Raw genomic sequence first — 20,835 nt, 5'->3', positions numbered from 1 at the left:
TACTAAATTAAGGTTGCCTTAAGAATTTTTGAACCATTAGTAAGCTTTATTACTACATCCATATCATCAGTCTTACCAAAAACAGTATGAACTCCATCGAGATGAGGTTGTGGTTCATAAACTATAAAAAACTGACTACCGCCAGTATCCTTACCTGCATGAGCCATAGAAAGTGAACCTTTTAGATGTTTTTTTGAATTGATTTCGCATTGAATATGGTATCCTGGGCCTCCAGTTCCAGGCATGCCAGATGCTCCATCACGAGTATTTGGACATCCACCCTGAGCCATAAATCCAGGAATAACTCTGTGAAATGCTAAACCATCATAAAAACCATCACTTATCAACTTTGTGAAGTTATTAACAGTATTAGGTGCATCATCAGAGAAAAATTCAATATTAATGTTACCAACTTGAGTTTCAAACAATGCTTTTGTCATTTTTTATTTATTTATTAAACTTTTTGTATTTTAAACCTTAAAGCAACTTTTCAAGGTTTTCCTTAATGGTATTTATATCAATATTTTCTTTATTACTAGTATCTTGTCCCCAATCTTCAACCTCTAGGTTTTTCTGGGGTGGGGAAATTAGTAACCTGTCTTCGGCTGTTTTAGGAACAAAGTTTTTCTCAACTAATTTACATTCATAATCTAAGTTAATACAGAATTCTTTTATTTCTTCTATGTCGATCATTTCAACTGTTGGCAAAGGGAAATCTTGAGCTTCAAGTAGACCACAGTATCTTGTCGCATCGTCTTTGTCTTCAAACATAAGAACTATAGTTCTTCCTTTAAGTTCGATTGAATGAATTCCTTCTTTATCTGTTCCTGAATTATATAAAAGAACAAATATGTCCATAATTATCAATTTTTCTATTTATATAATATTTGATTAAGAATCAGAAAGTGATAATTCTTGTAATCTTGTATATAAAGCAATTTCTTCATCATTAATATCCGCAGGAATAACTACCAAGATTTCAACATATTGATCACCCACATTATCTTCGTATTTTAAACCTCTGCCTTTCAAGCGTAACATTCTTCCAGTAGATGATTTTGGAGGCACCTGAAGGGTTACATTTCCATCAAGGGTAGGAACATCTACAGCACAACCTAGAAGAGCATCATGAGGAAATAATTCGAGTTTATAAAGAACTCTCAAACCATCGATTCTTAGACCATTTTCCGTTTGAACTTTTAACTGTAAGTAATGATCTTTTCCTCCCCTTGCAATATTTTCAAGTCTTAATCTCCATCCATCTCCAGCGAAAGGAGGTGTATCAACTTCAACCATAGTATTATCTTCAAGTTCAATTAATATAGAAGCTCCAGTTAAGGCCTCATCTGGAGTTAAATCGATAATTGTTTCAATATCTTGATCTAGTTTAACTGGAGGGGGTTCATCTGGAGATGTTGTAGGGTATTCAAAATTATAGAATTCATCACTTTCTATATTTGTGGATTCATCATCTAATGATTCATTATTATATTCGTCGTAATTCTCAGAGTTGTATTCATATCCAAATAATGAATCAAGATAAACTTGAAAATCAGGAAAGCCTGTTTTGAAATTATTATTTTCGTTAATATACTCTGAATTTATATACGAACTTTCATTTCTTTTATTTGGATCACGTAAGTATTCGTATGCTTCGTTAATTAATTTAAATCTTTCTTCTGCATTTAGGTCATTTTTATTTAAATCTGGATGCCATCTTCTTGCCTCTCTGCGAAAGGCCTTTTTAAGTTCTTTATCGTCGAAATCATGGGATAAACCCAAAATCGACAAATAGTCTTTTTTAGAGGTAATAGTCATTGTCCCATGGGTCATCATCCCTAGAGTTACGATACCTCGAATTTCTATAATTTCTATTCATTTGATTATCCCATGGATCATCATCCCAGTCTTCATCAGAAAAAAGTTCATCCTTTAATGATCCAAATGTATTTTTAATACCTTGTAATGGATTATTATCAGTTTTCCTTTCTGATGCAAATTTCCTGTTTAAACCAAATAATGCTTCCTGGAGAGAACTTACTGAAATTTCTAATTCTTGAGGATCATCATCATCTATGTATTCTTCAACATCTTGAATGGCTAATTCAACAGCTCGTTGTTGTCTTTCAGCTCCATAAGGTCCAAATTCTAAAGAAGCATCCCTCAGCCTTCTCTCAGCTTGCGCAATAAGAGTTAAAGCACTATTTTTTCTATCAATAACTGTTCTCCTCTTTCTGTCTTCATTAGCTTTTGATTTAGCTTCTTCAATTATCGAATTAATTTCTTGCTCATTTAAATTAGAGCCTCCAGAAATTGTAACTGTTTGCTTTCTTCCAGTTGTTCTATCAGTTGCACTAACTTCTAAAAGACCATTAGCATCAATATCAAATGCTACCTGAACTTGTGGGATTCCTCTAGGCGCTGGAGGTATACCTGACAACCTAAACTTACCGAGTGATTTGTTCTCAGATGCTAATGGCCTTTCACCTTGCCTTACTTGAACAACAACTGAAGATTGATTAGCTTCTGATGTACTAAAAACATCAGATTCTCTTACTGGTATTGGTGTATTACGTGGAATAAGTACCTTCATAAGGCCACCAATAGTTTCTAAACCTAAAGATAAGGGTGTAACATCATTTAACAGTAAATCTTGTAAATCTCCACTAATTATTCCTGATTGTATTGCAGCGCCAACTGCAACTACTTCATCTGGATTAACAGATTGACAGGGATCATTAGGAACAATAGTCTTGACTAATTGTTGAACCATTGGGATTCTTGTGCTTCCTCCGACAAGAACTACCTCATCTATATCTTCTGCATTCCATCCAGAGTCATCTAAGGCTATTTGCACAGGCTCTAATAATCTGTTTAACAGATCTTGAGATAATGATTCAAACTTTTTTCTATCAAAGGTCTCTTCAATATGTAATGGTCCCTCTTTACTTGTGGTTATAAAAGGTAATGATATTTTTGTTTTTTGCAATCCTGATAATTCACATTTAGCTTTTTCAGCAGCTTCAGTTAATCTCTGCAATGCTTGTCTATCCCGTCTTAGATCAATATCATGTTTAGCAAGAAATTTTTCAGCAAGCCAATCTACTATTTTAGAGTCAAAATTGTTTCCTCCTAGTTGGGTATCTCCACAAGTTGCTTTAACATCAAACACACCATTAGAAATTTTTAATAAAGAAACATCAAATGTTCCTCCCCCTAAATCAAAAACTAAAACATTATTAGAGGAACTCTTTTCAAAACCATAAGCTAAAGCAGCTGCAGTAGGTTCATTAAGGATTCTATCAACTTTAATACCAGCTAATATTGCAGAATCTTTTGTAGCTTGCCTTTGTGATTCATTAAAATAAGCAGGGACTGTAATAACAGCAGAGTCAACAGTATCTCCAAGATATGTTTCAGCATCATTAATTAATTTTCTAATCAATGAGCTCACTAACTCTTCAGGAGCATACTCTCTTTCTGTATTAGGACTAAGAACCCTAACACTTCCACTATTATTTGCTTTGACATTATACGGAACAGAAATACTCGTCTCATCTAGTTCATCCCAGTCGCTACCAATAAATCTTTTTAAGTTATAAAAGGTATTCTTTGGATTTAAAACAAGTTGTCTTCTAGCTTGACTACCTATTACTATTTCTTTGTCTTTTGTAAATCCTACAATTGAAGGTGTTGTTCTAGATCCTTCAGAATTAGCTATTACAATTGGCCGACCAGCTTCTATAACTCCTACAACAGAGTTAGTAGTACCTAAATCAATTCCAACTATTTGCCCCATGATTCTAGATCTCTAAATTAAAGCAAAATTTACTAATAATTTAATTAATTTTTATCTAAGATATTTACATATAATAGTAAAAATCAAATATTTTCAACTTATTTTAAATAAATAAGATTATTTATAACTTTTCTAATTGATTACTATTTAATTTATTATTTGTACAATTTTGTTGATGTAATTAACCTAAATAAACTAATATAAAACGGAGAGAGAGGGATTCGAACCCTCGATAAAGTTGCCCCTATACAGCATTTCCAGTGCTGCGCCTTCAACCACTCGGCCACCTCTCCCAATAACACCATTTTAACCCTTTATCAACCCATTTTTGAGGAAAGTTATTTGAACAAGACTTTCACAGTCACGATTAAAAATAAAGAAACAGGTAAGGTCTACCAAGAGCAGATTAATAGTAATGATTATATTCTTAAGGAATTTGAAAAGAAAGGTTTTAAGCTACCATTTTCATGTAGAAATGGTTGCTGTACAAGTTGTGCAGTTAAAATAATATCTGGATCGTTGCAACAACCTGAAGCTATGGGGGTATCTCAAGCCCTAAAGAACAAAGGTTATGCACTTCTTTGTGTCGCTAAAGCCACTGAAGATCTCGAGGTGGAAACAACTTACGAAGATGAAGTTTATGATTTACAATTTGGACAGTATTTTGGAAGAGGGAATACAAGAGTTGCCCCACCTTGGGAATTTGAGGAAGATTAATTATCATGTTCGAACTAAGCGAAATAGATGAACTTTCTAATCAAATAAACTTATCTAGCCTGTATGAAATAGCCAAAATCTCCGCTCAAATTGGTAATGAAATTCTAAAAATTAATTACAATAATATTCAAAAAATATCATCAAAAGGAAGGAAAGGTGATCTTGTAACCAATGTAGATTTAGAAGTTGAAAATAAAATAAAAGAATATTTAGTAGAAGAGACACCAAATATCTCTATAAATGCAGAGGAATCGGGGAAATTAAATAAATCCTCTGATTTGACATGGTGTATAGACCCATTGGACGGTACAACAAATTACTCCCATGGATATCCTTTTTTTGGGACTTCTATTGGTCTTGTATATAAAAACAAGCCAATTATAGGTGCTATATCAGTACCTTATTTAAATGAACTATATTCAGCCTGTATTGGTTTGGGATCATTCTGCAATAATAGTCAACTTAAAGTATCAAGTCCTCGTAATCTTTCTGATAGTTTACTTGTAACTGGTTTTTCCTATGACAGATTTGAGACAGAGGATAATAATTATGCTGAATTTTGTTATTTAACACATAAAACTAGAGGAGTTAGAAGAGGAGGAGCAGCAGCAGTTGACCTGGCATTTGTTGCTGCAGGTAAAATTGATGGATACTGGGAAAAAGGATTAGAGGTCTGGGACCTAGCTGCCGGTGCTATTATTGTTAAAGAGGCTGGTGGAATTATTTCTGATTATCCAGCAGGCGAATTTAATTTAAGTTCTGGAAGAATTCTTGCGTGCTCTCCCAGCCTTGAAAATGAATTAAAAAATGAACTAGATAAAGTTTCTCCATTTAAAAAAAATCTCTATAGCTAAAAATCTTTAAATATTAAAATGACAGATATAAAGGAAATTAAATTAGTAGATGTAAAGAATAACTCTAATATCATAAATAATTTAAATAGTATTTATAAACTATGGGGCTATGAAGAAGTATCACCTTCATTTATAAATACTTTAGAGACGATAAGAGGCCGTGGTGTTATTGAAGAAAATCAGGTTGTGGGAATAGTTAGTAATAATTCATTATGTCTTAGACCAGAAATGACAACATCTATAGTCAAATTGTCATCTACTAGATTAATAAATAAGAAAAGACCTATAAGATTATTCACCAATGGAATGGTCTTTGATAAGAAACAAAATAATAAAAATTCATTTAAGTTGCAAGAGAAACTACAGAGTGGAATTGAATTAATTGGATATGATACAAAATACCCAGAAATTGAAGTTATTAATATATTGTTTGATGCAATAGATAATATTAATTTGAAGGATGGTCGTAATTTATTTCTACTAGTTAGTACAACAAAAATAATGGACTTGATCTTAAATAAATATAAGAATAATAATTTTGAAGAAATCAAGAAATGTCTGGTTAATTTTGATCAAGATAATTTATCTAAATTAGGAATTGATGAAGATGATAAATATATACTTAAAGATCTCTTATTCACAAGAGGAGAACCAATTGCAATATTAAAAAAATTGAAAAGTATATATGGTACTAGTAAAACATTAGATGACTTAAATTTTTTATTTGAAACATTATCAAAAATATCAAATAAATATGGTGTTAAATTACAACTTGATCCCACGTTTCAACCTCACTTGAATTTATATGAAGGAATAGTATTCCAACTAATAAGTGATAATGGTAAAAATAAAAACGTTATCGCAAAAGGCGGAAGATATGATGAATTAGTAAGATTCCTTAGTCCTAATGAGAAAATCTTAAATGGGATTGGATTTACAATTTCAATAGACATTTTAAGAAATTTAATTAAGGAAGAAAAGACAGCTAAAAAAAAGATTTTGTTAATGTTTAAAGATTCATATTTGTTAGAGAAAGGTATAAATGAACAAAAAAAACAACAGAAAAGAGGAAATATTGCTGTCTTACATTTAAATCCATGTGATGACTTGGCTAAAGCCAATCAAATAATGAAAGAAAATAATTGTACTGATATTTTGTGGGTTAAATAAAAACTTTTAAAAATTAATTTAAGTTTTTAATTTATGTATTGTACGGACAATACTCCTAATTAAACTTGATTAACTAGTTTTGAGGAAATAATATTTAAATATTAAATTCTTTCTTAAATGGAAAAAGGCGAAATTCGTATTAATACCGAAAATATTTTCCCAATTATCAAAAAGGCAGTATATTCTGACCATGAAATCTTTTTAAGAGAACTTGTTAGTAATGGTGTAGATGCAATTAGTAAACGAAGAATGGCCTCTATGGCTGGTGACTGCGAAAATACTGAGGATGCTCAAGTAAAAATAGCTATTGACCGTGAGAAAAACACTCTAACGATTTCTGATAATGGAATTGGAATGAATGATGAAGAAATTAAGAAGTATATAAACCAAGTAGCTTTCTCAAGTGCAGAAGAATTCCTAACAAAATACAAAAAAGATAATGATGAATTTATAGGTCATTTTGGACTTGGTTTTTATTCAAGTTTCATGGTGGCAGAAAGAGTTGATATATTAACTAAATCAGCCATTGGTGAATCAAAAGCTTTCAAATGGTCATGTGATGGATCGCCAAATTTCACATTAGAGAAATCAGAAAGAGAGACAATTGGCACAGATGTGATACTTCATTTACTTGAAGAAGAAAAAGAGTTTATTGAGCCTGAAAGGATTAAATCATTAATAAAAAAATATTGTGATTTTATGCCAATAGATGTTTTATTAGAAGGTGAGATAATTAATAAGAAAAATCCTCCTTGGAGAAAACAACCTAGTGAATTAAAAGATGAAGATTATATTGAGTTATATAAATACCTATATCCTTTTCAGGGAGATCCACTGTTATGGATTCATCTAAATACAGATTATCCATATGACATACAAGGGATATTGTATTTTCCCAAGTTGTCTGGTAGAGCTGATTGGGAAAAGGGAGAAATTAAACTATTTTGCAATCAAGTATTCGTAAGCGATTCAATTAAAGAGATTGTACCAAAATACCTTTTACCTCTTAGAGGAGTTATTGACTCTACAGACATACCGTTAAATGTCAGTAGGAGTGCCTTACAAACAGATAGAAAAGTAAGGTCAATATCATCATTTATCTCAAAAAAAATTGCTAATAAATTGAAGGATTTGATAAAAAATTCTCCAGAATTTTATGCAGAAATTTGGGATTCCATCTCTGCTTTTATTAAAATTGGTGCTATCGAAGATGACAAATTTGCTGATTTAGTTGATAACAGTATAATTTTCGAAACAATAATCAATTCAGAGAAAGACGTAAGTAAGGATATTGAAAATAAATCCCTTATTAAATCCAATAATAAGTATTTTACAACTCTCGCAAATTACAAAGAACGAAATAAGATAGCAGATTCTAAAAAAATAATTTACTGTTCAGATCTGATTGCTCAGTCAACTGCATTAAATATCTGTTTATCTGATAGCAAAGAAGTTATCAAATCAGATCCCTTAATTGATGCACAATTTCTCCCATGGTTAGAAAGTAAAAACGAAGATTATCAATTCCAAAGAGTTGATTCAGAAATCAATGAACTAGATGATAAGGAATCAAAAGAAATTGTTGATAAGGATGGTAAATCAAATACAGAAAATCTTAGAGATACCATAATTAAGGCACTTAACAATGAAAAAGTAACAGTTAAAGTTCAGTCACTTTCAAGCAAAGGAGCTCCCCCTGCAATGATCTTGCTTCCAGAGCAAATGAGAAGAATTAATGATATGGGTGCTTACATGGAACAAAAGATACCTGGCTTACCGGAATATCATGTTCTCTTAATTAATAAAGAACATCCACTTATTGTTGGCCTCAATAAAATCACAGGAAATAAAATAATTGTTGATAAAAAAGATCCTGTTGAAAATCCATTGGCAACCAAAATCGCTAATCACGTTTACGATATGGCTAAACTATCTGTTGGTGGATTAGATCAAGAACAGATAATTAATTTACAAAATAATAATGCTGAATTAATTTCAGAATTGCTTAGTTCAACAACATAAGTCATGTGTTAAAATTTTTAAAGATATAACTCAAAAAAATATGTCAAGAGTTTGCGAACTGACTGGTGCAAAAGCTAATAACGGGATGGCAGTAAGCCACTCACATATTCGTACAAAAAAATTACAACAAGTTAACCTTCAGAAAAGAAGACTTTGGTGGGATGAAGGAAGAAAATGGGTAAATATGAAAATTAGTACCAAAGCTCTAAAATCTATACAAAAAGTAGGTCTAGATAAATTCGCTAAATCAAATGGAGTTGATTTAAAAAAATTCTAAATTTGATGAGAAATGTAGTTGAAGGTATATTAATATCATTTTTTCTTTTATTTAATTGTAATTCAGCATTCGCTTTTGATTTTGCTCCTGAAGTTAATGATTTAGCTCCATACTTTCAGCTGGAAGGCTTTAACAAAAACATACCAACAAAAAAAATTTGGGAGCTAAACGATTTTCAAGGTAAGTGGCTTGTTATGTATTTTTATCCAAAGGATTTTACAGCAGGTTGTACTCTTGAAGCAAAAGGATTTTCAGAATTAAAAAAAGATTTTTCAAAATATAATGCAGAAATTGTTGGTATTAGTGCTGATAATCAAGATTCTCATGATAGTTTCTGCAGTGAAAAATCAATAAACTATACTTTACTATCTGATACTGACGGTATTATTAGTGATAGATATGGTTCCTGGATTCCGCCTTTCTCAGATAGAAATACTTTTTTGATTTCTCCAGATGGGAAAATATCCTATAGATGGATAAGTGTTTTACCTATAAATCATGCTAAAGAAGTTCTCAACGTATTAAAGAAAAAAATATAAATTTTGCACGAATTATCATTTGGAACTTGGTTAATACATATTTCATCAGTCATTGAATGGATTTATGCAATATTTATAATAAAAAAAATAAGTAATGTTGAAAAATATAAAAGTTTTTTTTGGTTAAGCCTAGCTATGATTCCTAATTTAGCGAGTGCCATGTGTGCAATTACTTGGCATATATACGATAATCAAGAATCTTTGTATGGTTTAGTTACTCTACAAGGGATCTTGACTTTTATAGGTAACTCAACATTAGCTTTAGCAACTATTTTTATATACAAAGCATCATTGAATTATGAATGATTTTTTCTTAAGGTTTTTAGAAAAATTATTGACTTTTGACAATAACGTATTATTTGCTGCTTCAATTATTCCATATTCAATATTTTTGTTTTACTTATACAAAATCAACTCTGTCAATAGATTTGTAAAAACAGGCTATTCCTTGACAGTTTTCTTTGTATTTATAACTATAATATTATCTATTTTGTCGCTAACTTTTTACCATAAAACGCTTGTTGAAGTTGACCTTCTACATGGTTCAGCTGAATTTTTCTTAACCTTAGCCGATTTTGTAATATTATTAGGATTCATAAAGATGTTAAATACTTTAGAAGTAAACAACTCTTAAGACCTTTTACAATTTTGTGTTTTTTAGGTAAAAGTATTAGAGAATATATAAAAATAACGTAATTTTATGCTTACTACATTATTTGCAGCTGCAGATCCAGCAACATTTTCTTGGTCTCCAAAATGCGCCATGATAATGATTACATGTAATGGTATTGCTTATGCAATAGCTAGAGCAAATATTCAAAAACCTAATGATGGTTTTGAAATACCTAATTCAAAATTCTATGGTGGTTTAAGTCACGCATCAGTTGTTGGAGCTAACTGCCTAGGCCACATATTCGGAATAGGTGCCATCCTTGGATTAGCATCACGTGGTGTTTTATAGAGTTTAATTAAATTAATTCTTAATTATTTAATCTAAATTTCTCTATTATTTTATCTGCCATCTGATCAGGCATAAGACCTAACTTTTCTTTACTCTGATCAGGTGATGCATGATCAACTAAAACATCAGGTATACCAATCCTGTATACAGGAATATTTACTTCATTATCGTTAAACAATTCAACGATAGCCGAACCAAATCCACCAATTAAGGTTCCTTCTTCCATCGTTACTACTTTTTGAATCTTACTTGCTAAAGAGATAATAAGATTTTTATCTAGAGGTTTTACAAATCTTGCATTTACAATACATGCATTAATGTTCATACCTTTTAAGATCTCTGATGTTTCAATAGCTGAAGCGACCATTGAACCATAAGCAATAATTAAAATATCATTTCCCTCTTCTAGTATTTCAGCTTCACCAATATTCAAAGGTTCCCAACCCTCATCCATCACAGCTACGCCTAGTCCAGAACCTCTAGGTATCCTTAGGGCTGTAGGTCCTTTATGATTAATTGATGTTATTAACATTCTCTGTAATTCAGATTCATCTTTTGGCGCCATTAAGACAAAGTTAGGAATGGATCTCATATAACTGATATCGTACTGCCCTTGGTGAGTAGGACCGTCAGCTCCAACTATTCCAGCTCTATCGAGAACGAAAGATACAGGTAAATTTTGTATCCCAACATCATGAATTAATTGATCGAAAGCTCGTTGAAGAAAAGTACTGTAAATAGCTACAACAGGTTTAAGACCATCGCAGGACATACCTGCAGCAAGAGTAACTGCATGCTGTTCAGCTATTCCTACATCGACATATTGATCTGGTATATTTTTTTGCAATATATCTAAACCAGTACCAGTCGCCATTGCTGCAGTAATACCAATAACTTTGCTATCTTGTTCACAAATTTTCAATAGAGTTTGACCAAAAATTTTACTGTAGCTAACAGGCTTTGGTTTCTTTGATGGAATAGATTTCCCAGTTGTTAGATCAAATGCAGATTGTGCATGGTACCCAACTTGATCAGCTTCTGCATAAGGGTATCCTTTACCTTTAGTTGTAACAACATGAACAAGTACAGGTTTTTTAAGTCGATGAGCAGCGTTAAATGTATTAATTAAATTTCCAATATCATGACCATCAATAGGACCCATATATGTAAATCCAAGTTCTTCAAAAACAGCTCCAACTTTAGGCACAGCTAATCTTCTAACGCTTCCTTTGATATTTTTTAGTTCTTCTGGAATATCTTTACCAATTAAAGGAATATTTTTAACACTTTCTTGTACACTATCAGACAAAAATTGTAATTGGGGGCTAAGTCTAACCTTATTTAAATAAGAGGAAAGTGCTCCAACTGGAGGTGATATAGACATATCATTATCGTTTAATACTACAACCAAAGGAGTATTTGGTAGATGACCTGCGTGATTTATAGCTTCTAAAGCCATTCCTCCAGTCAATGCTCCATCTCCAATAACAGCGACACATTTGTAATTTTCACCTTTTCTATCTCTTGCTATTGCCATTCCTAAAGCGGCAGAAATAGATGTGCTTGCGTGACCTGCACCAAAATGGTCAAATTTACTTTCACTTCTTTTAAGATATCCCGCTACACCATTTTGTTGTCTAAGAGAATCAAATTGACTGAAACGACCTGTTATTAATTTATGAGGATAACCTTGATGTCCAACATCCCAAACAACTTTGTCAAAATCAAGATCAAGAGTTTGATATAAAGCCAAAGTTAACTCAACCACACCTAATCCAGGGCCAAGATGACCTCCGCTAGTTGATACTACTTGAAGATGTCTTTCTCTAATTTGACAAGCAATCTCCTCTAATTGTGAAACTGTTAAGCCATGTAGTTGATTTGGATGACCTAACTCACTTAAAAGCATTACATAAAAAATGGTATGTATATAATCTAAAACGCCGAGGTGCAAAATGAGTAATTTTTTTGAAATAGATCATGTAATGTTTTATTAGATTAATAATTAATGCTAAATATATATATATGAATGATTATTTTGAAAAAATACTTCAGGCTGAAGTCTATGAAGTAGCAAAAAAAACCCCACTAGAAAAAGCTCATAATTTAAGTAATACGCTTAAAAATGAAGTTTTTCTAAAAAGAGAAGATCTTCAAGATGTATTTTCATTCAAAATAAGAGGCGCATATAACAAAATGAGTAAGCTCACTAAATCTCAACTTGCTCAGGGAGTAATTACATCAAGTGCGGGTAATCATGCTCAAGGAGTAGCACTTAGTGCTCTCAAGTTGAATTGCCAAGCAACCATATTAATGCCAATTACGACACCTAATGTAAAAGTTAATGCAGTAAAAAATTTAAAAGCAAAAGTAATATTATTTGGAGATAATTATGATGAAACTTATAGAGAGGCAATAAGGATTAGCCAAGAAAGAAACTTGTGTTTTATTCATCCTTTTGATGATCCAGATGTTATAGCAGGACAAGGAACTATAGCTATTGAACTTGAACAGCAATTGAAAGATAAACCTTATGCAATTTATATTGCTGTTGGTGGTGGAGGATTAATAGCAGGAATATCTTTATACATTAAAAATATATGGCCTGAAGTAAAAATAATTGGAGTAGAGCCTGAAGACGCTGATGCTATGACAAAATCCTTAGAAGAATCAAAAATTGTGGAATTATCTGCGGTAGGGCAATTTGCAGATGGCGTGGCAGTTAAAAAAGTTGGTAATAATACATTTGATATAGGAAAAAAATATATTGATAAGATGATTCGGGTTAACACAGATGAAATATGTGCTGCAATAAAAGATGTTTTTGAAGATACTAGATCGATACTAGAGCCCGCAGGGGCTTTATCAATTGCTGGGATGAAAAAAGATATTTTGATATCGAATCATTCAAATAAAAGAATGGTGGCAATTGCATGTGGTGCGAATATGAACTTTGAGAGGCTTAGATTTGTGGCAGAAAGAGCTGAACTTGGAGAATGTAAAGAGGTAATGATGGCTGTTGAAATTCCTGAACATGCTGGTAGTTTAATTAATTTTTGTAGGTTGCTGAATAATAGAAACTTAACTGAATTTAGCTATAGAATGTCTAATTCTATAAATGCGCAGATCTTTGTAGGAGTCCAAGTTTATGGATTAATTGATAAAAAAAACCTTTTAGATGAATTTAGAAATTCGCAGTACTCTTTCATTGATATAAGTGATGATGAATTATCTAAAAACCATCTTAGACATATGGTAGGTGGAAGATTGCCTAAGAATTTTAATGAAATGAATCATAGAAATTTTGTGGAGTTATTATACAGATTCGAATTCCCTGAAAGACCTGGAGCTTTAATAAATTTCTTAAATAATATGAAATCTAATTGGTCAATAAGTGTATTTCACTATCGGAATTACGGTGCTGATGTTGGAAGAATTGTTATTGGAGTGCTAATCGATAGAAGTGAAATTACAGAGTGGAACAAATTTATAAAAATTTTAGGATATAAATACTGGGATGAGACTAAAAACAATACATATAAATTATTCCTTGGTGCACCAGAATAAATTTAAGGTAAATTAGGAATGATTTCGGTAATAACAATTAATCAATCTGAGCAAATTAATAAGCAACTATCTGATATAGATCTTGTTACCAGAGTAGAGGCTGTCCTTTATTTGAAAGGCAGGCCAATAACAAAAAAGGATCTTTCAGAAATTACTAATTCTGATATCAACTCAATCAATGATGCAATTAAAGAACTAAGAAATAAATATTCCAATCCAAACTCAGCAATTGAATTAAATGAAATAAGTAATAGTTGTTGTCTCGAACTAAAATCTATTCTTAATGATTTTGTAGAGGATTTACTGCCTTCTGAGTTGAAAACATCAGAATTAAGGACCTTGGCAACTATTGCCATCAAAAAAAAGATACTCCAATCGGATCTTATACTTCTTCGAGGGTCAGGAGCATATGATCATATTAAAGAATTATTAGATAAAAAATTCATTGTCAAACGAAAGCAAAAAGATGGAAGATCATTTTGGTTGACATTATCTGAAAAGTTTTTCCAAACTTTTGCTGTGAGTAATGAATATCTTTCAAAAATAGGCAGCCGAAAGGATAAGCAGCAATAATAAGTAAATGTTAGAATTAAATTATTTATTTTTTTAAATGACTGGAATAACAATTTCAATATTACAAGTTATCGGTACAACTTTATCTCTTTACTACGCCCTATTGATAATTAGAATACTTCTGACGTGGTTTCCTGGAATTGATTGGAGTAATGGCATATTATCAGCATTAGCATCCATAACAGATCCATATTTAAATATATTTAGAGGTATCATCCCACCACTTGGAGGATTCGACATATCTTCATTATTAGCCTTAATTCTTTTTCAAGTTATACAAGGATTCATACCTCAATTAATAACCTTTTTACTCAACCAAGGCAGTGGATTTGGATATTAAAAGTTAGCGATCATCACCAGATCCAGATATCTTACCTGTAGCAGCTCTTGATTTTAGTTTTTCTAGGTTTTGTAATGCAACATCCTCCAAATTGAAGTTTAATTCTGTACAAAGATTTGATATGTACCATAAAACATCACCTAACTCCTTTTTAATTCCTTGTTTTGACTCATTATCAAATATTCCTTTTTTATCCCTAATAACTTTTTTAACTTTTTCTGCAACTTCACCAGCTTCCCCAACCAAACCAAGAGTTGGGTAAATATTATTTGAGCCTAAATTTGGATATTGCGCAGTTTCTCTTGCTTTTTTCTGATAAGTTTTAAAATCCATGACTTAATTAACTCACTTTGGGTATGTTAAATTTATTTATATCTAGCAATATTATTTATATATGTCGAATATTGATTTAAAAAGAAGAACAAAAATTGTAGCCACTATTGGTCCTGCAACTCAATCTGAAGAGATAATTACAGATTTAATTAAAGCTGGAGTAACAACATTCAGATTAAATTTCTCACATGGAGATCATAAAGATCATGCAGAGAGAATTAAAACTATTAGGGAGGTTTCAAAAAAGTTAGATATTGATATTGGTATACTGCAAGATCTTCAAGGACCTAAAATCAGATTAGGAAGATTCAAAGATGGTCCAGTCAAAGTAAGAAAAGGGGATAAATTTACGCTAACCTCTAATGAAGTCGAATGTTCAAATACTATTGCGAATGTAACCTACGACAAACTTTCTCAAGAAGTTAGTGAAGGGAAAAGAATACTATTAGATGATGGTAAAATTGAAATGATTGTAGAAAAAGTTGATAAAAAATCTAACCTTTTAGAATGTTTGGTAACTGTAGGCGGTGTTCTTTCAAATAATAAAGGTGTAAATTTCCCAGATGTTCAATTATCAGTAAAAGCATTAACAGATAAAGATAAAGAAGATTTAAAATTCGGTTTATCTGAAGGAGTTGATTGGATAGCTTTAAGTTTTGTAAGAAATCCATCCGATATAAACGAGATAAAAGATTTAATCAACAAAAATGGTCATTCCACTCCCGTAGTCGCAAAAATAGAAAAATTTGAAGCAATAGATCAAATTGATACTGTATTACCTTTATGTGATGGGGTGATGGTCGCAAGAGGGGATTTAGGAGTAGAAATGCCCGCTGAAGAAGTCCCACTTTTACAGAAGGAATTAATAAGAAAAGCTAATTCATTAGGCATACCAATAATTACCGCGACTCAAATGCTTGATTCCATGGCTTCGAATCCAAGACCCACTAGAGCTGAAGTTAGCGATGTTGCCAATGCAATACTGGATGGAACTGATGCAGTAATGCTTTCAAACGAAACTGCCGTTGGTGATTATCCTGTAGAGGCAGTACAAACTATGGCAACTATAGCGAGAAGAATTGAAAGGGATTATCCGCTTAAAGCTATAGAAAGTCACTTACCAAGTACGATTCCGAATGCTATTAGTGCAGCCGTAAGTAATATAGCTAGACAACTTGATGCAGGAGCCATAATTCCTTTAACAAAATCAGGTTCTACAGCTCGAAACGTTAGTAAATTTAGGCCACCAACTCCTATATTGGCTACTACTACAGAGAGGAGTGTAGCGAGAAGATTGCAGCTGGTTTGGGGAGTTACTCCGATAGTGGTAAAAAATGATGAAAGAACAGCAAAAACATTTAGTTTAGCTATGCAAATTGCTCAGGAAATGGAGATCCTAAATCAAGGCGATTTAGTGGTTCAAACTGCAGGCACACTAACTGGTATAAGCGGTTCTACAGATTTAATAAAAGTCGGTATAGTAAGAAAAATTGTTTCAAGAGGAATTTCAATAGGTGAAATTGGAGTTACAGGTAAAGCAAGAATAATAAACTCAAACCTTGATTTATCATTAATTTGTCCAGGGGAAATTTTATTCGTACCAAAAGAATTGTTAGAAGATGTACCATTGAGCAAAAATATTGCAGGAATTGTTACAGACACAAATGTAGATGATGTTTATACATTATTTAATAAGAAAAATAAGAAGATTTCTACTATCTGTAATTTAGAAAATATTGAGGATCATCAAATTATTAATGGTGACCTGGTAACTTTGCAGCTTAATGAAGGGGTAATTTATATGGGACAAATTGAAGATGAGGAAGAAGCAATAGATAAATAGAAATATGTCTAGGAATATCTCAATAAAAGAAGCCTTAGGAATGGCTACCAAAACATTAGTTTCGAATAAATTGAGGTCTTCTTTGACAATGCTTGGGATAATTATAGGAAATGCATCAGTAATTACACTCGTAGGCCTTGGTAGAGGTGCACAAACATTAGCAAAAAACCAATTAAGTAATTTAGGGGCAAATGTTTTATTTATTGTTCCTGGCAATAATGACACTAGAAGAAGAGGTATTTCATTTCCGAAAACCCTCGTTTTAGAAGATGCGGTAGCAATCAGTAATCAAGTACCAACTGTAAAAAAAGTTGCTCCTCAAATCTCTGCAAACGAAATAGTTCAATCAAATTCGAAGAGCCTAAATATATCAATTGCAGGAGTTACTCCTGAATTTTTAGATGTTAGAAATTTTGAAGTAGATAAGGGAAGATTTTTATCCCAAAGCGATGTTAACAGTTCGAGAAGTTATGTAGTTATAGGTCCTGATCTAAAAGATGAATTTTTCAAAAATAAATCTTCATCACTTGGGGAAAAAATCAGAATTAAAGATCATACTTATGAAATAATAGGAATTTTAAAACCCAAAGGGGCAGTATTTGGAAGTAATCAAGACAAAAATGCTTATATACCATTGACTACTATGGTTAATAGGATTACAGGGAAGGATCCTACATATGGTGTAAGTTTAAGCTTCATAAGTGTAGAAGCTAAAAATAAAAATGCAACTAGTGCAGCTAAATTTCAAATTACTAACTTATTAAGGCAAAGACATAAAATAATAAGAGATGACGACTTTGCGGTTAGATCGCAAGAAGATGCATTAAACATCGTAACTAACATTACAAGTGGGCTGACATTCCTTTTAGCAGGTATTGGAGCAGTTTCATTAGTAGTTGGAGGAATAGGAATTATGAATATTATGCTAGTTTCTGTTAGCGAAAGAACAGAAGAGATAGGGCTTAGAAAAGCAATAGGTGCAAAACAGACGGATATATTAATTCAATTTTTAATTGAGGCATTGATTTTATCTACAATTGGGGGATTAATAGGAACAACAAGTGGATTATCAGGTGTTTTCCTTTTATCTCTGATTACACCGCTTCCTGCATCTGTAGGAATTACAACAACTCTTTCCACCATGATCATTTCAGGATCAATAGGTTTAATCTTTGGTGTTTTACCTGCAAAAAGAGCTTCAAAGTTAGATCCGATTGTTGCATTAAGAAGTTTATAAATAGGATTTATAATCATGCTCAATTTTTATAAGTTAATTGAGATAATTGTGAGTCTCCAATCATTAATAATATCAACAATGATTCCTGTTTATATCCCGCTTCGATTTATTGATAAATCAAGTAATAACATTGAAATACCAATCACATGGCAAATCCCAACAGTGATTTTATTAACCCTTATATTTAATAGAAAAGTAGTTCTAAGAGCATTCACTATTTATATTGTTTTAGGCTTATTTATATCTCCAGTTTTTCATCAAGGTGGTTCAATAGGATATTTGCTCACTCCAAATTTTGGTTATTTATTAGGAACATATCCATTAATCATAATAATTGATAATCTAAATAAAAAAAGTAAAATAAATTTTGGAAACTTTTTAATAAATGGTTGTTTAGCAATATTTGCTATGCATTTAACCGGGATACTTTATAACTTTATACAAATAATATATTACAATCAATTTAATATGTTTTTATACAATCTAGGAAAATACTCTGCAGGTAAAATTGGATATCATTTAATAATGCTTCTTCCAATAATATTAATAATTAAGCCTATAAAATATATTAAATATAACAAATAATGATTAATAAGATTCAAAATAAAGCATATTTCTTCTTTTTAAGTATTTTCATAATTCTAATAGATCAAATTACGAAATATTTAATGTATTATAACTACGAAATATTTTTAAATAAAGATTTTATTTTATTTAAATTAGACTTCGTAAAAAATTACGGTGCAGCTTTTAATATATTTAGCGGAAGTAGAATATTCTTATCTATAGTAAGTATTATTTTTTCAATTATACTTATTTATTTAATATTGAAAAAAACTTACTCTAATTTATCAGAACTTTACTCATATAGCTTTATTCTTGGCGGAACTATCGGTAATGGAATTGATAGGATAGTAAAAGGTTTTGTTATTGATTTTATTAATTTAAATATAATAAAATTTCCAGTATTTAATGTCGCTGACATATTTATTAATATTGGTTTTATATTATTAATATATAATTTCCGTAAAAATAAGAGATAATATGAATTACTGGAAAATAAAGTATTTAAAATATTTATTAAATATTTTATTTCTATATATTATATTTTCTCTCTTAACAAAACTAGCAAATATATATTCACTTTTATTTTTAATAATAATACTGTATATCTTTTACAAGCTTGATAAAAAATTATTTAAAAAGGTAGTTTATAAAGTTATATATAAAAATAAAACGAATGCAATTACATTTAAAAATGCATATGGAGCAGCAAAAACAAGTTTGGATGGGATTGAAAGAATCAATAAAAAAATCAGTGATAAAGTAAAAGTTGAATTGTTAAATTATGAAAAAAATAAATTAGAGAAACAATTAAAAACGGGAGATTATAAAGTTACACTTTTTGGAGCGGGCTCCTCTGGCAAAACATCTATAGCTAGATCTTTATTGAAAAATATTATCGGAAGAACTTCATCAAAAATAGGTACAACTAAGCAAATTAATAGTTATAAAATTCGAATACCAATTTTAAAAAGAAACATTAATATAATTGATACTCCAGGATTATTTGAACCATCTAAATTAGGCGAAGAAAGAGAAAAATCAACAATTTTACAAGCATCAAATTCTGATTTGGTTCTATTTGTTTTAGATCAGGACATAAATAAATACGAAAACTATTTAATCAAAGAATTATTGAAAATAGGAAAAAAAATAATAATAGTGCTAAATAAATGTGATTTAAGGTCAAGAGATGATAATAAACTCATTAAAGAGAATATAATTTCTATTACTTCCGCTATTAAAAATAAAATTTCAGTTGTTCAAACAATTGCAGTACCTCAATCATCACCTTATATAAAATCAGATACTTTAAATTCAGGTCCAGATGTAGGAAGCTTATTTAGAGAAATAATAGAAACGCTTGAAAATAATGGAGAAGAGTTACTGGCACATAATATCCTTTTTCACTCAAATAAATTAGGTATAAAAAGTAAAAATTTCATAGAAGAACAAAGATATTTAATGTCCAATAAAGTAATTAACAAATATATGTGGATAACAGGAGGGGTAATACTAGTTAATCCACTACCTGCTATTGATTTTCTGACAACCACTTCCGTTAACGTTCAAATGATAATGGAATTATCAAAAATATATGAAATTAAACTTACTAAAAAAGATGCCACAGACTTATCTAAATCATTACTAAGTGTTTTGGCTAAACTAGGAATATTAAAAGGAGGACTCGCCATTATCTCACCTGCTTTAGCGACAAGTTTTACTAAAATAATTATTTCTAAGTCAATACAATCTATTACTGCAGGCTGGTTAATAAGGATAGTAGGACTAAGTTTGATTGAATATTTTAAAAATGGACAAGATTGGGGGGATGGAGGGATTCAGGAAGTAGTTGATAAGGTCTACAGAATAAGTAAGAGAGAAGAGATTCTAAATACCTTCGTCAAAGAAGCAATTTCAAAAATTGAAATCCAAAAGTATATTAAATCAAATAAAAGGTTACCCCCATTTCCTATGTAAGATTTGATAATTGATCATTAAGAAAATTTCTGGAATCAAAGATAGTTATTAAAAATAAG

General features: G+C 31.0%; 23 protein-coding genes and 1 tRNA gene. 17 read left to right on the top strand and 7 right to left on the bottom strand.

What is annotated here, in order from left to right; genetic code table 11:
- Positions 1-2: 2 nt before the first annotated feature.
- The 5 genes from HA143_RS04870 to HA143_RS04850 form a co-directional block, all read right to left on the bottom strand.
- The gene (locus HA143_RS04870) at positions 3-440 is read right to left on the bottom strand and encodes a peptidylprolyl isomerase (RefSeq protein ID WP_209083635.1); all 438 of its coding nucleotides are present in this window, start codon (positions 438-440) and stop codon (positions 3-5) included.
- Between the two features lie 37 nt (positions 441-477).
- The gene (locus HA143_RS04865; RefSeq protein ID WP_209083633.1) at positions 478-858 is read right to left on the bottom strand and encodes a DUF3110 domain-containing protein; all 381 of its coding nucleotides are present in this window, start codon (positions 856-858) and stop codon (positions 478-480) included.
- 33 nt (positions 859-891) lie between these two features.
- Positions 892-1,818 carry a DnaJ C-terminal domain-containing protein gene (locus HA143_RS04860; protein WP_209083631.1) on the bottom strand — a complete coding sequence of 309 codons (927 nt, stop codon included), beginning with the start codon at positions 1,816-1,818 and terminating at the stop codon, positions 892-894.
- The gene (dnaK, locus tag HA143_RS04855; RefSeq protein ID WP_209083629.1) at positions 1,802-3,799 is read right to left on the bottom strand and encodes a molecular chaperone DnaK; all 1,998 of its coding nucleotides are present in this window, start codon (positions 3,797-3,799) and stop codon (positions 1,802-1,804) included. Before dnaK ends, HA143_RS04860 begins: the two co-directional genes overlap by 17 nt.
- A 206-nt stretch (positions 3,800-4,005) precedes the next feature.
- Positions 4,006-4,092, bottom strand: a tRNA-Ser gene (locus tag HA143_RS04850).
- A gap of 49 nt (positions 4,093-4,141) precedes the next feature.
- Between HA143_RS04850 and HA143_RS04845 the strand changes: the two genes are divergently transcribed.
- From HA143_RS04845 to psaK, 9 genes are all read left to right on the top strand, one after another.
- The gene (locus HA143_RS04845; protein WP_209083627.1) at positions 4,142-4,516 is read left to right on the top strand and encodes a 2Fe-2S iron-sulfur cluster-binding protein; all 375 of its coding nucleotides are present in this window, start codon (positions 4,142-4,144) and stop codon (positions 4,514-4,516) included.
- A gap of 5 nt (positions 4,517-4,521) precedes the next feature.
- The gene (locus HA143_RS04840; protein WP_209083625.1) at positions 4,522-5,370 is read left to right on the top strand and encodes an inositol monophosphatase family protein; all 849 of its coding nucleotides are present in this window, start codon (positions 4,522-4,524) and stop codon (positions 5,368-5,370) included.
- An 18-nt stretch (positions 5,371-5,388) separates the two neighbouring features.
- Positions 5,389-6,540: an ATP phosphoribosyltransferase regulatory subunit gene (locus HA143_RS04835; protein ID WP_209083623.1), complete on the top strand. Its 1,152-nt coding sequence runs from the start codon at positions 5,389-5,391 to the stop codon at positions 6,538-6,540.
- A 117-nt stretch (positions 6,541-6,657) separates the two neighbouring features.
- Positions 6,658-8,562 (top strand): molecular chaperone HtpG, encoded by a 1,905-nt coding sequence (gene htpG, locus HA143_RS04830; RefSeq protein ID WP_209083622.1) that lies wholly within the window; start codon positions 6,658-6,660, stop codon positions 8,560-8,562.
- A 40-nt stretch (positions 8,563-8,602) separates the two neighbouring features.
- A complete protein-coding gene (rpmB, locus tag HA143_RS04825) occupies positions 8,603-8,839 on the top strand; it encodes a 50S ribosomal protein L28 (RefSeq protein WP_209083620.1) in 237 nt (78 codons plus the stop codon).
- A gap of 5 nt (positions 8,840-8,844) precedes the next feature.
- Positions 8,845-9,378: a peroxiredoxin gene (locus HA143_RS04820; RefSeq protein WP_209083618.1), complete on the top strand. Its 534-nt coding sequence runs from the start codon at positions 8,845-8,847 to the stop codon at positions 9,376-9,378.
- Positions 9,379-9,381: 3 nt separating this feature from the next.
- Positions 9,382-9,684: a DUF2499 domain-containing protein gene (locus HA143_RS04815; protein ID WP_209083617.1), complete on the top strand. Its 303-nt coding sequence runs from the start codon at positions 9,382-9,384 to the stop codon at positions 9,682-9,684.
- The gene (locus tag HA143_RS04810; RefSeq protein ID WP_209083615.1) at positions 9,677-10,012 is read left to right on the top strand and encodes a DUF3593 domain-containing protein; all 336 of its coding nucleotides are present in this window, start codon (positions 9,677-9,679) and stop codon (positions 10,010-10,012) included. The genes HA143_RS04815 and HA143_RS04810 overlap by 8 nt, the downstream gene beginning before the upstream one ends.
- A gap of 66 nt (positions 10,013-10,078) precedes the next feature.
- Positions 10,079-10,339 carry a photosystem I reaction center subunit PsaK gene (psaK, locus tag HA143_RS04805; protein WP_032526172.1) on the top strand — a complete coding sequence of 87 codons (261 nt, stop codon included), beginning with the start codon at positions 10,079-10,081 and terminating at the stop codon, positions 10,337-10,339.
- 19 nt (positions 10,340-10,358) lie between these two features.
- Here the strand turns inward: psaK and dxs are convergent, their stop codons facing one another.
- Positions 10,359-12,248 (bottom strand): 1-deoxy-D-xylulose-5-phosphate synthase, encoded by a 1,890-nt coding sequence (gene dxs, locus HA143_RS04800; RefSeq protein ID WP_209083614.1) that lies wholly within the window; start codon positions 12,246-12,248, stop codon positions 10,359-10,361.
- A gap of 116 nt (positions 12,249-12,364) precedes the next feature.
- Here dxs and ilvA point away from each other — a divergent pair, with 116 nt between their 5' ends.
- From ilvA to HA143_RS04785, 3 genes are read left to right on the top strand one after another with little or no spacing between them, the layout of a single operon-like run.
- Positions 12,365-13,906 (top strand): threonine ammonia-lyase, biosynthetic, encoded by a 1,542-nt coding sequence (ilvA, locus tag HA143_RS04795; RefSeq protein ID WP_209083612.1) that lies wholly within the window; start codon positions 12,365-12,367, stop codon positions 13,904-13,906.
- Between the two features lie 18 nt (positions 13,907-13,924).
- Positions 13,925-14,479 (top strand): SMC-Scp complex subunit ScpB, encoded by a 555-nt coding sequence (gene scpB, locus HA143_RS04790; protein WP_209083605.1) that lies wholly within the window; start codon positions 13,925-13,927, stop codon positions 14,477-14,479.
- A gap of 37 nt (positions 14,480-14,516) precedes the next feature.
- Positions 14,517-14,819 carry a YggT family protein gene (locus HA143_RS04785; protein ID WP_209083589.1) on the top strand — a complete coding sequence of 101 codons (303 nt, stop codon included), beginning with the start codon at positions 14,517-14,519 and terminating at the stop codon, positions 14,817-14,819.
- A gap of 3 nt (positions 14,820-14,822) precedes the next feature.
- Here the strand turns inward: HA143_RS04785 and HA143_RS04780 are convergent, their stop codons facing one another.
- Entirely contained in the window at positions 14,823-15,152 is a 330-nt protein-coding gene (locus tag HA143_RS04780; protein WP_209083587.1) for a nucleoside triphosphate pyrophosphohydrolase family protein, read from the bottom strand.
- Between the two features lie 61 nt (positions 15,153-15,213).
- Here HA143_RS04780 and pyk point away from each other — a divergent pair, with 61 nt between their 5' ends.
- Genes pyk through HA143_RS04755 form a run of 5 tightly spaced genes read left to right on the top strand, consistent with a single transcriptional unit; the run spans position 15,214 to position 20,776 of the window.
- Positions 15,214-16,995 (top strand): pyruvate kinase, encoded by a 1,782-nt coding sequence (gene pyk, locus HA143_RS04775; RefSeq protein WP_209083585.1) that lies wholly within the window; start codon positions 15,214-15,216, stop codon positions 16,993-16,995.
- 4 nt (positions 16,996-16,999) lie between these two features.
- On the top strand, positions 17,000-18,232 hold the full coding sequence (locus HA143_RS04770; RefSeq protein WP_209083583.1) for an ABC transporter permease: 1,233 nt from the start codon (positions 17,000-17,002) through the stop codon (positions 18,230-18,232).
- Between the two features lie 15 nt (positions 18,233-18,247).
- Positions 18,248-18,817, top strand: a complete 570-nt coding sequence (locus HA143_RS04765) for a biotin transporter BioY (RefSeq protein WP_209083578.1) — start codon at positions 18,248-18,250, stop codon at positions 18,815-18,817.
- Complete coding sequence (gene lspA / locus HA143_RS04760; RefSeq protein WP_209083577.1) at positions 18,817-19,275, top strand: signal peptidase II; 459 nt, start codon at positions 18,817-18,819, stop codon at positions 19,273-19,275. The genes HA143_RS04765 and lspA overlap by 1 nt, the downstream gene beginning before the upstream one ends.
- Position 19,276: 1 nt before the next feature.
- The gene (locus HA143_RS04755; protein WP_209083575.1) at positions 19,277-20,776 is read left to right on the top strand and encodes a GTP-binding protein; all 1,500 of its coding nucleotides are present in this window, start codon (positions 19,277-19,279) and stop codon (positions 20,774-20,776) included.
- Positions 20,777-20,835: the final 59 nt, after the last annotated feature.

The sequence above is a fragment of the Prochlorococcus marinus CUG1415 genome (genome assembly GCF_017696015.1).
GTDB classification, from domain to species: Bacteria; Cyanobacteriota; Cyanobacteriia; order PCC-6307; family Cyanobiaceae; genus Prochlorococcus_A; species Prochlorococcus_A marinus_AE.
The sequence above is the reverse complement of the archived record's forward strand: the minus strand, read 5'-3'. Positions and strand labels throughout refer to the sequence as shown.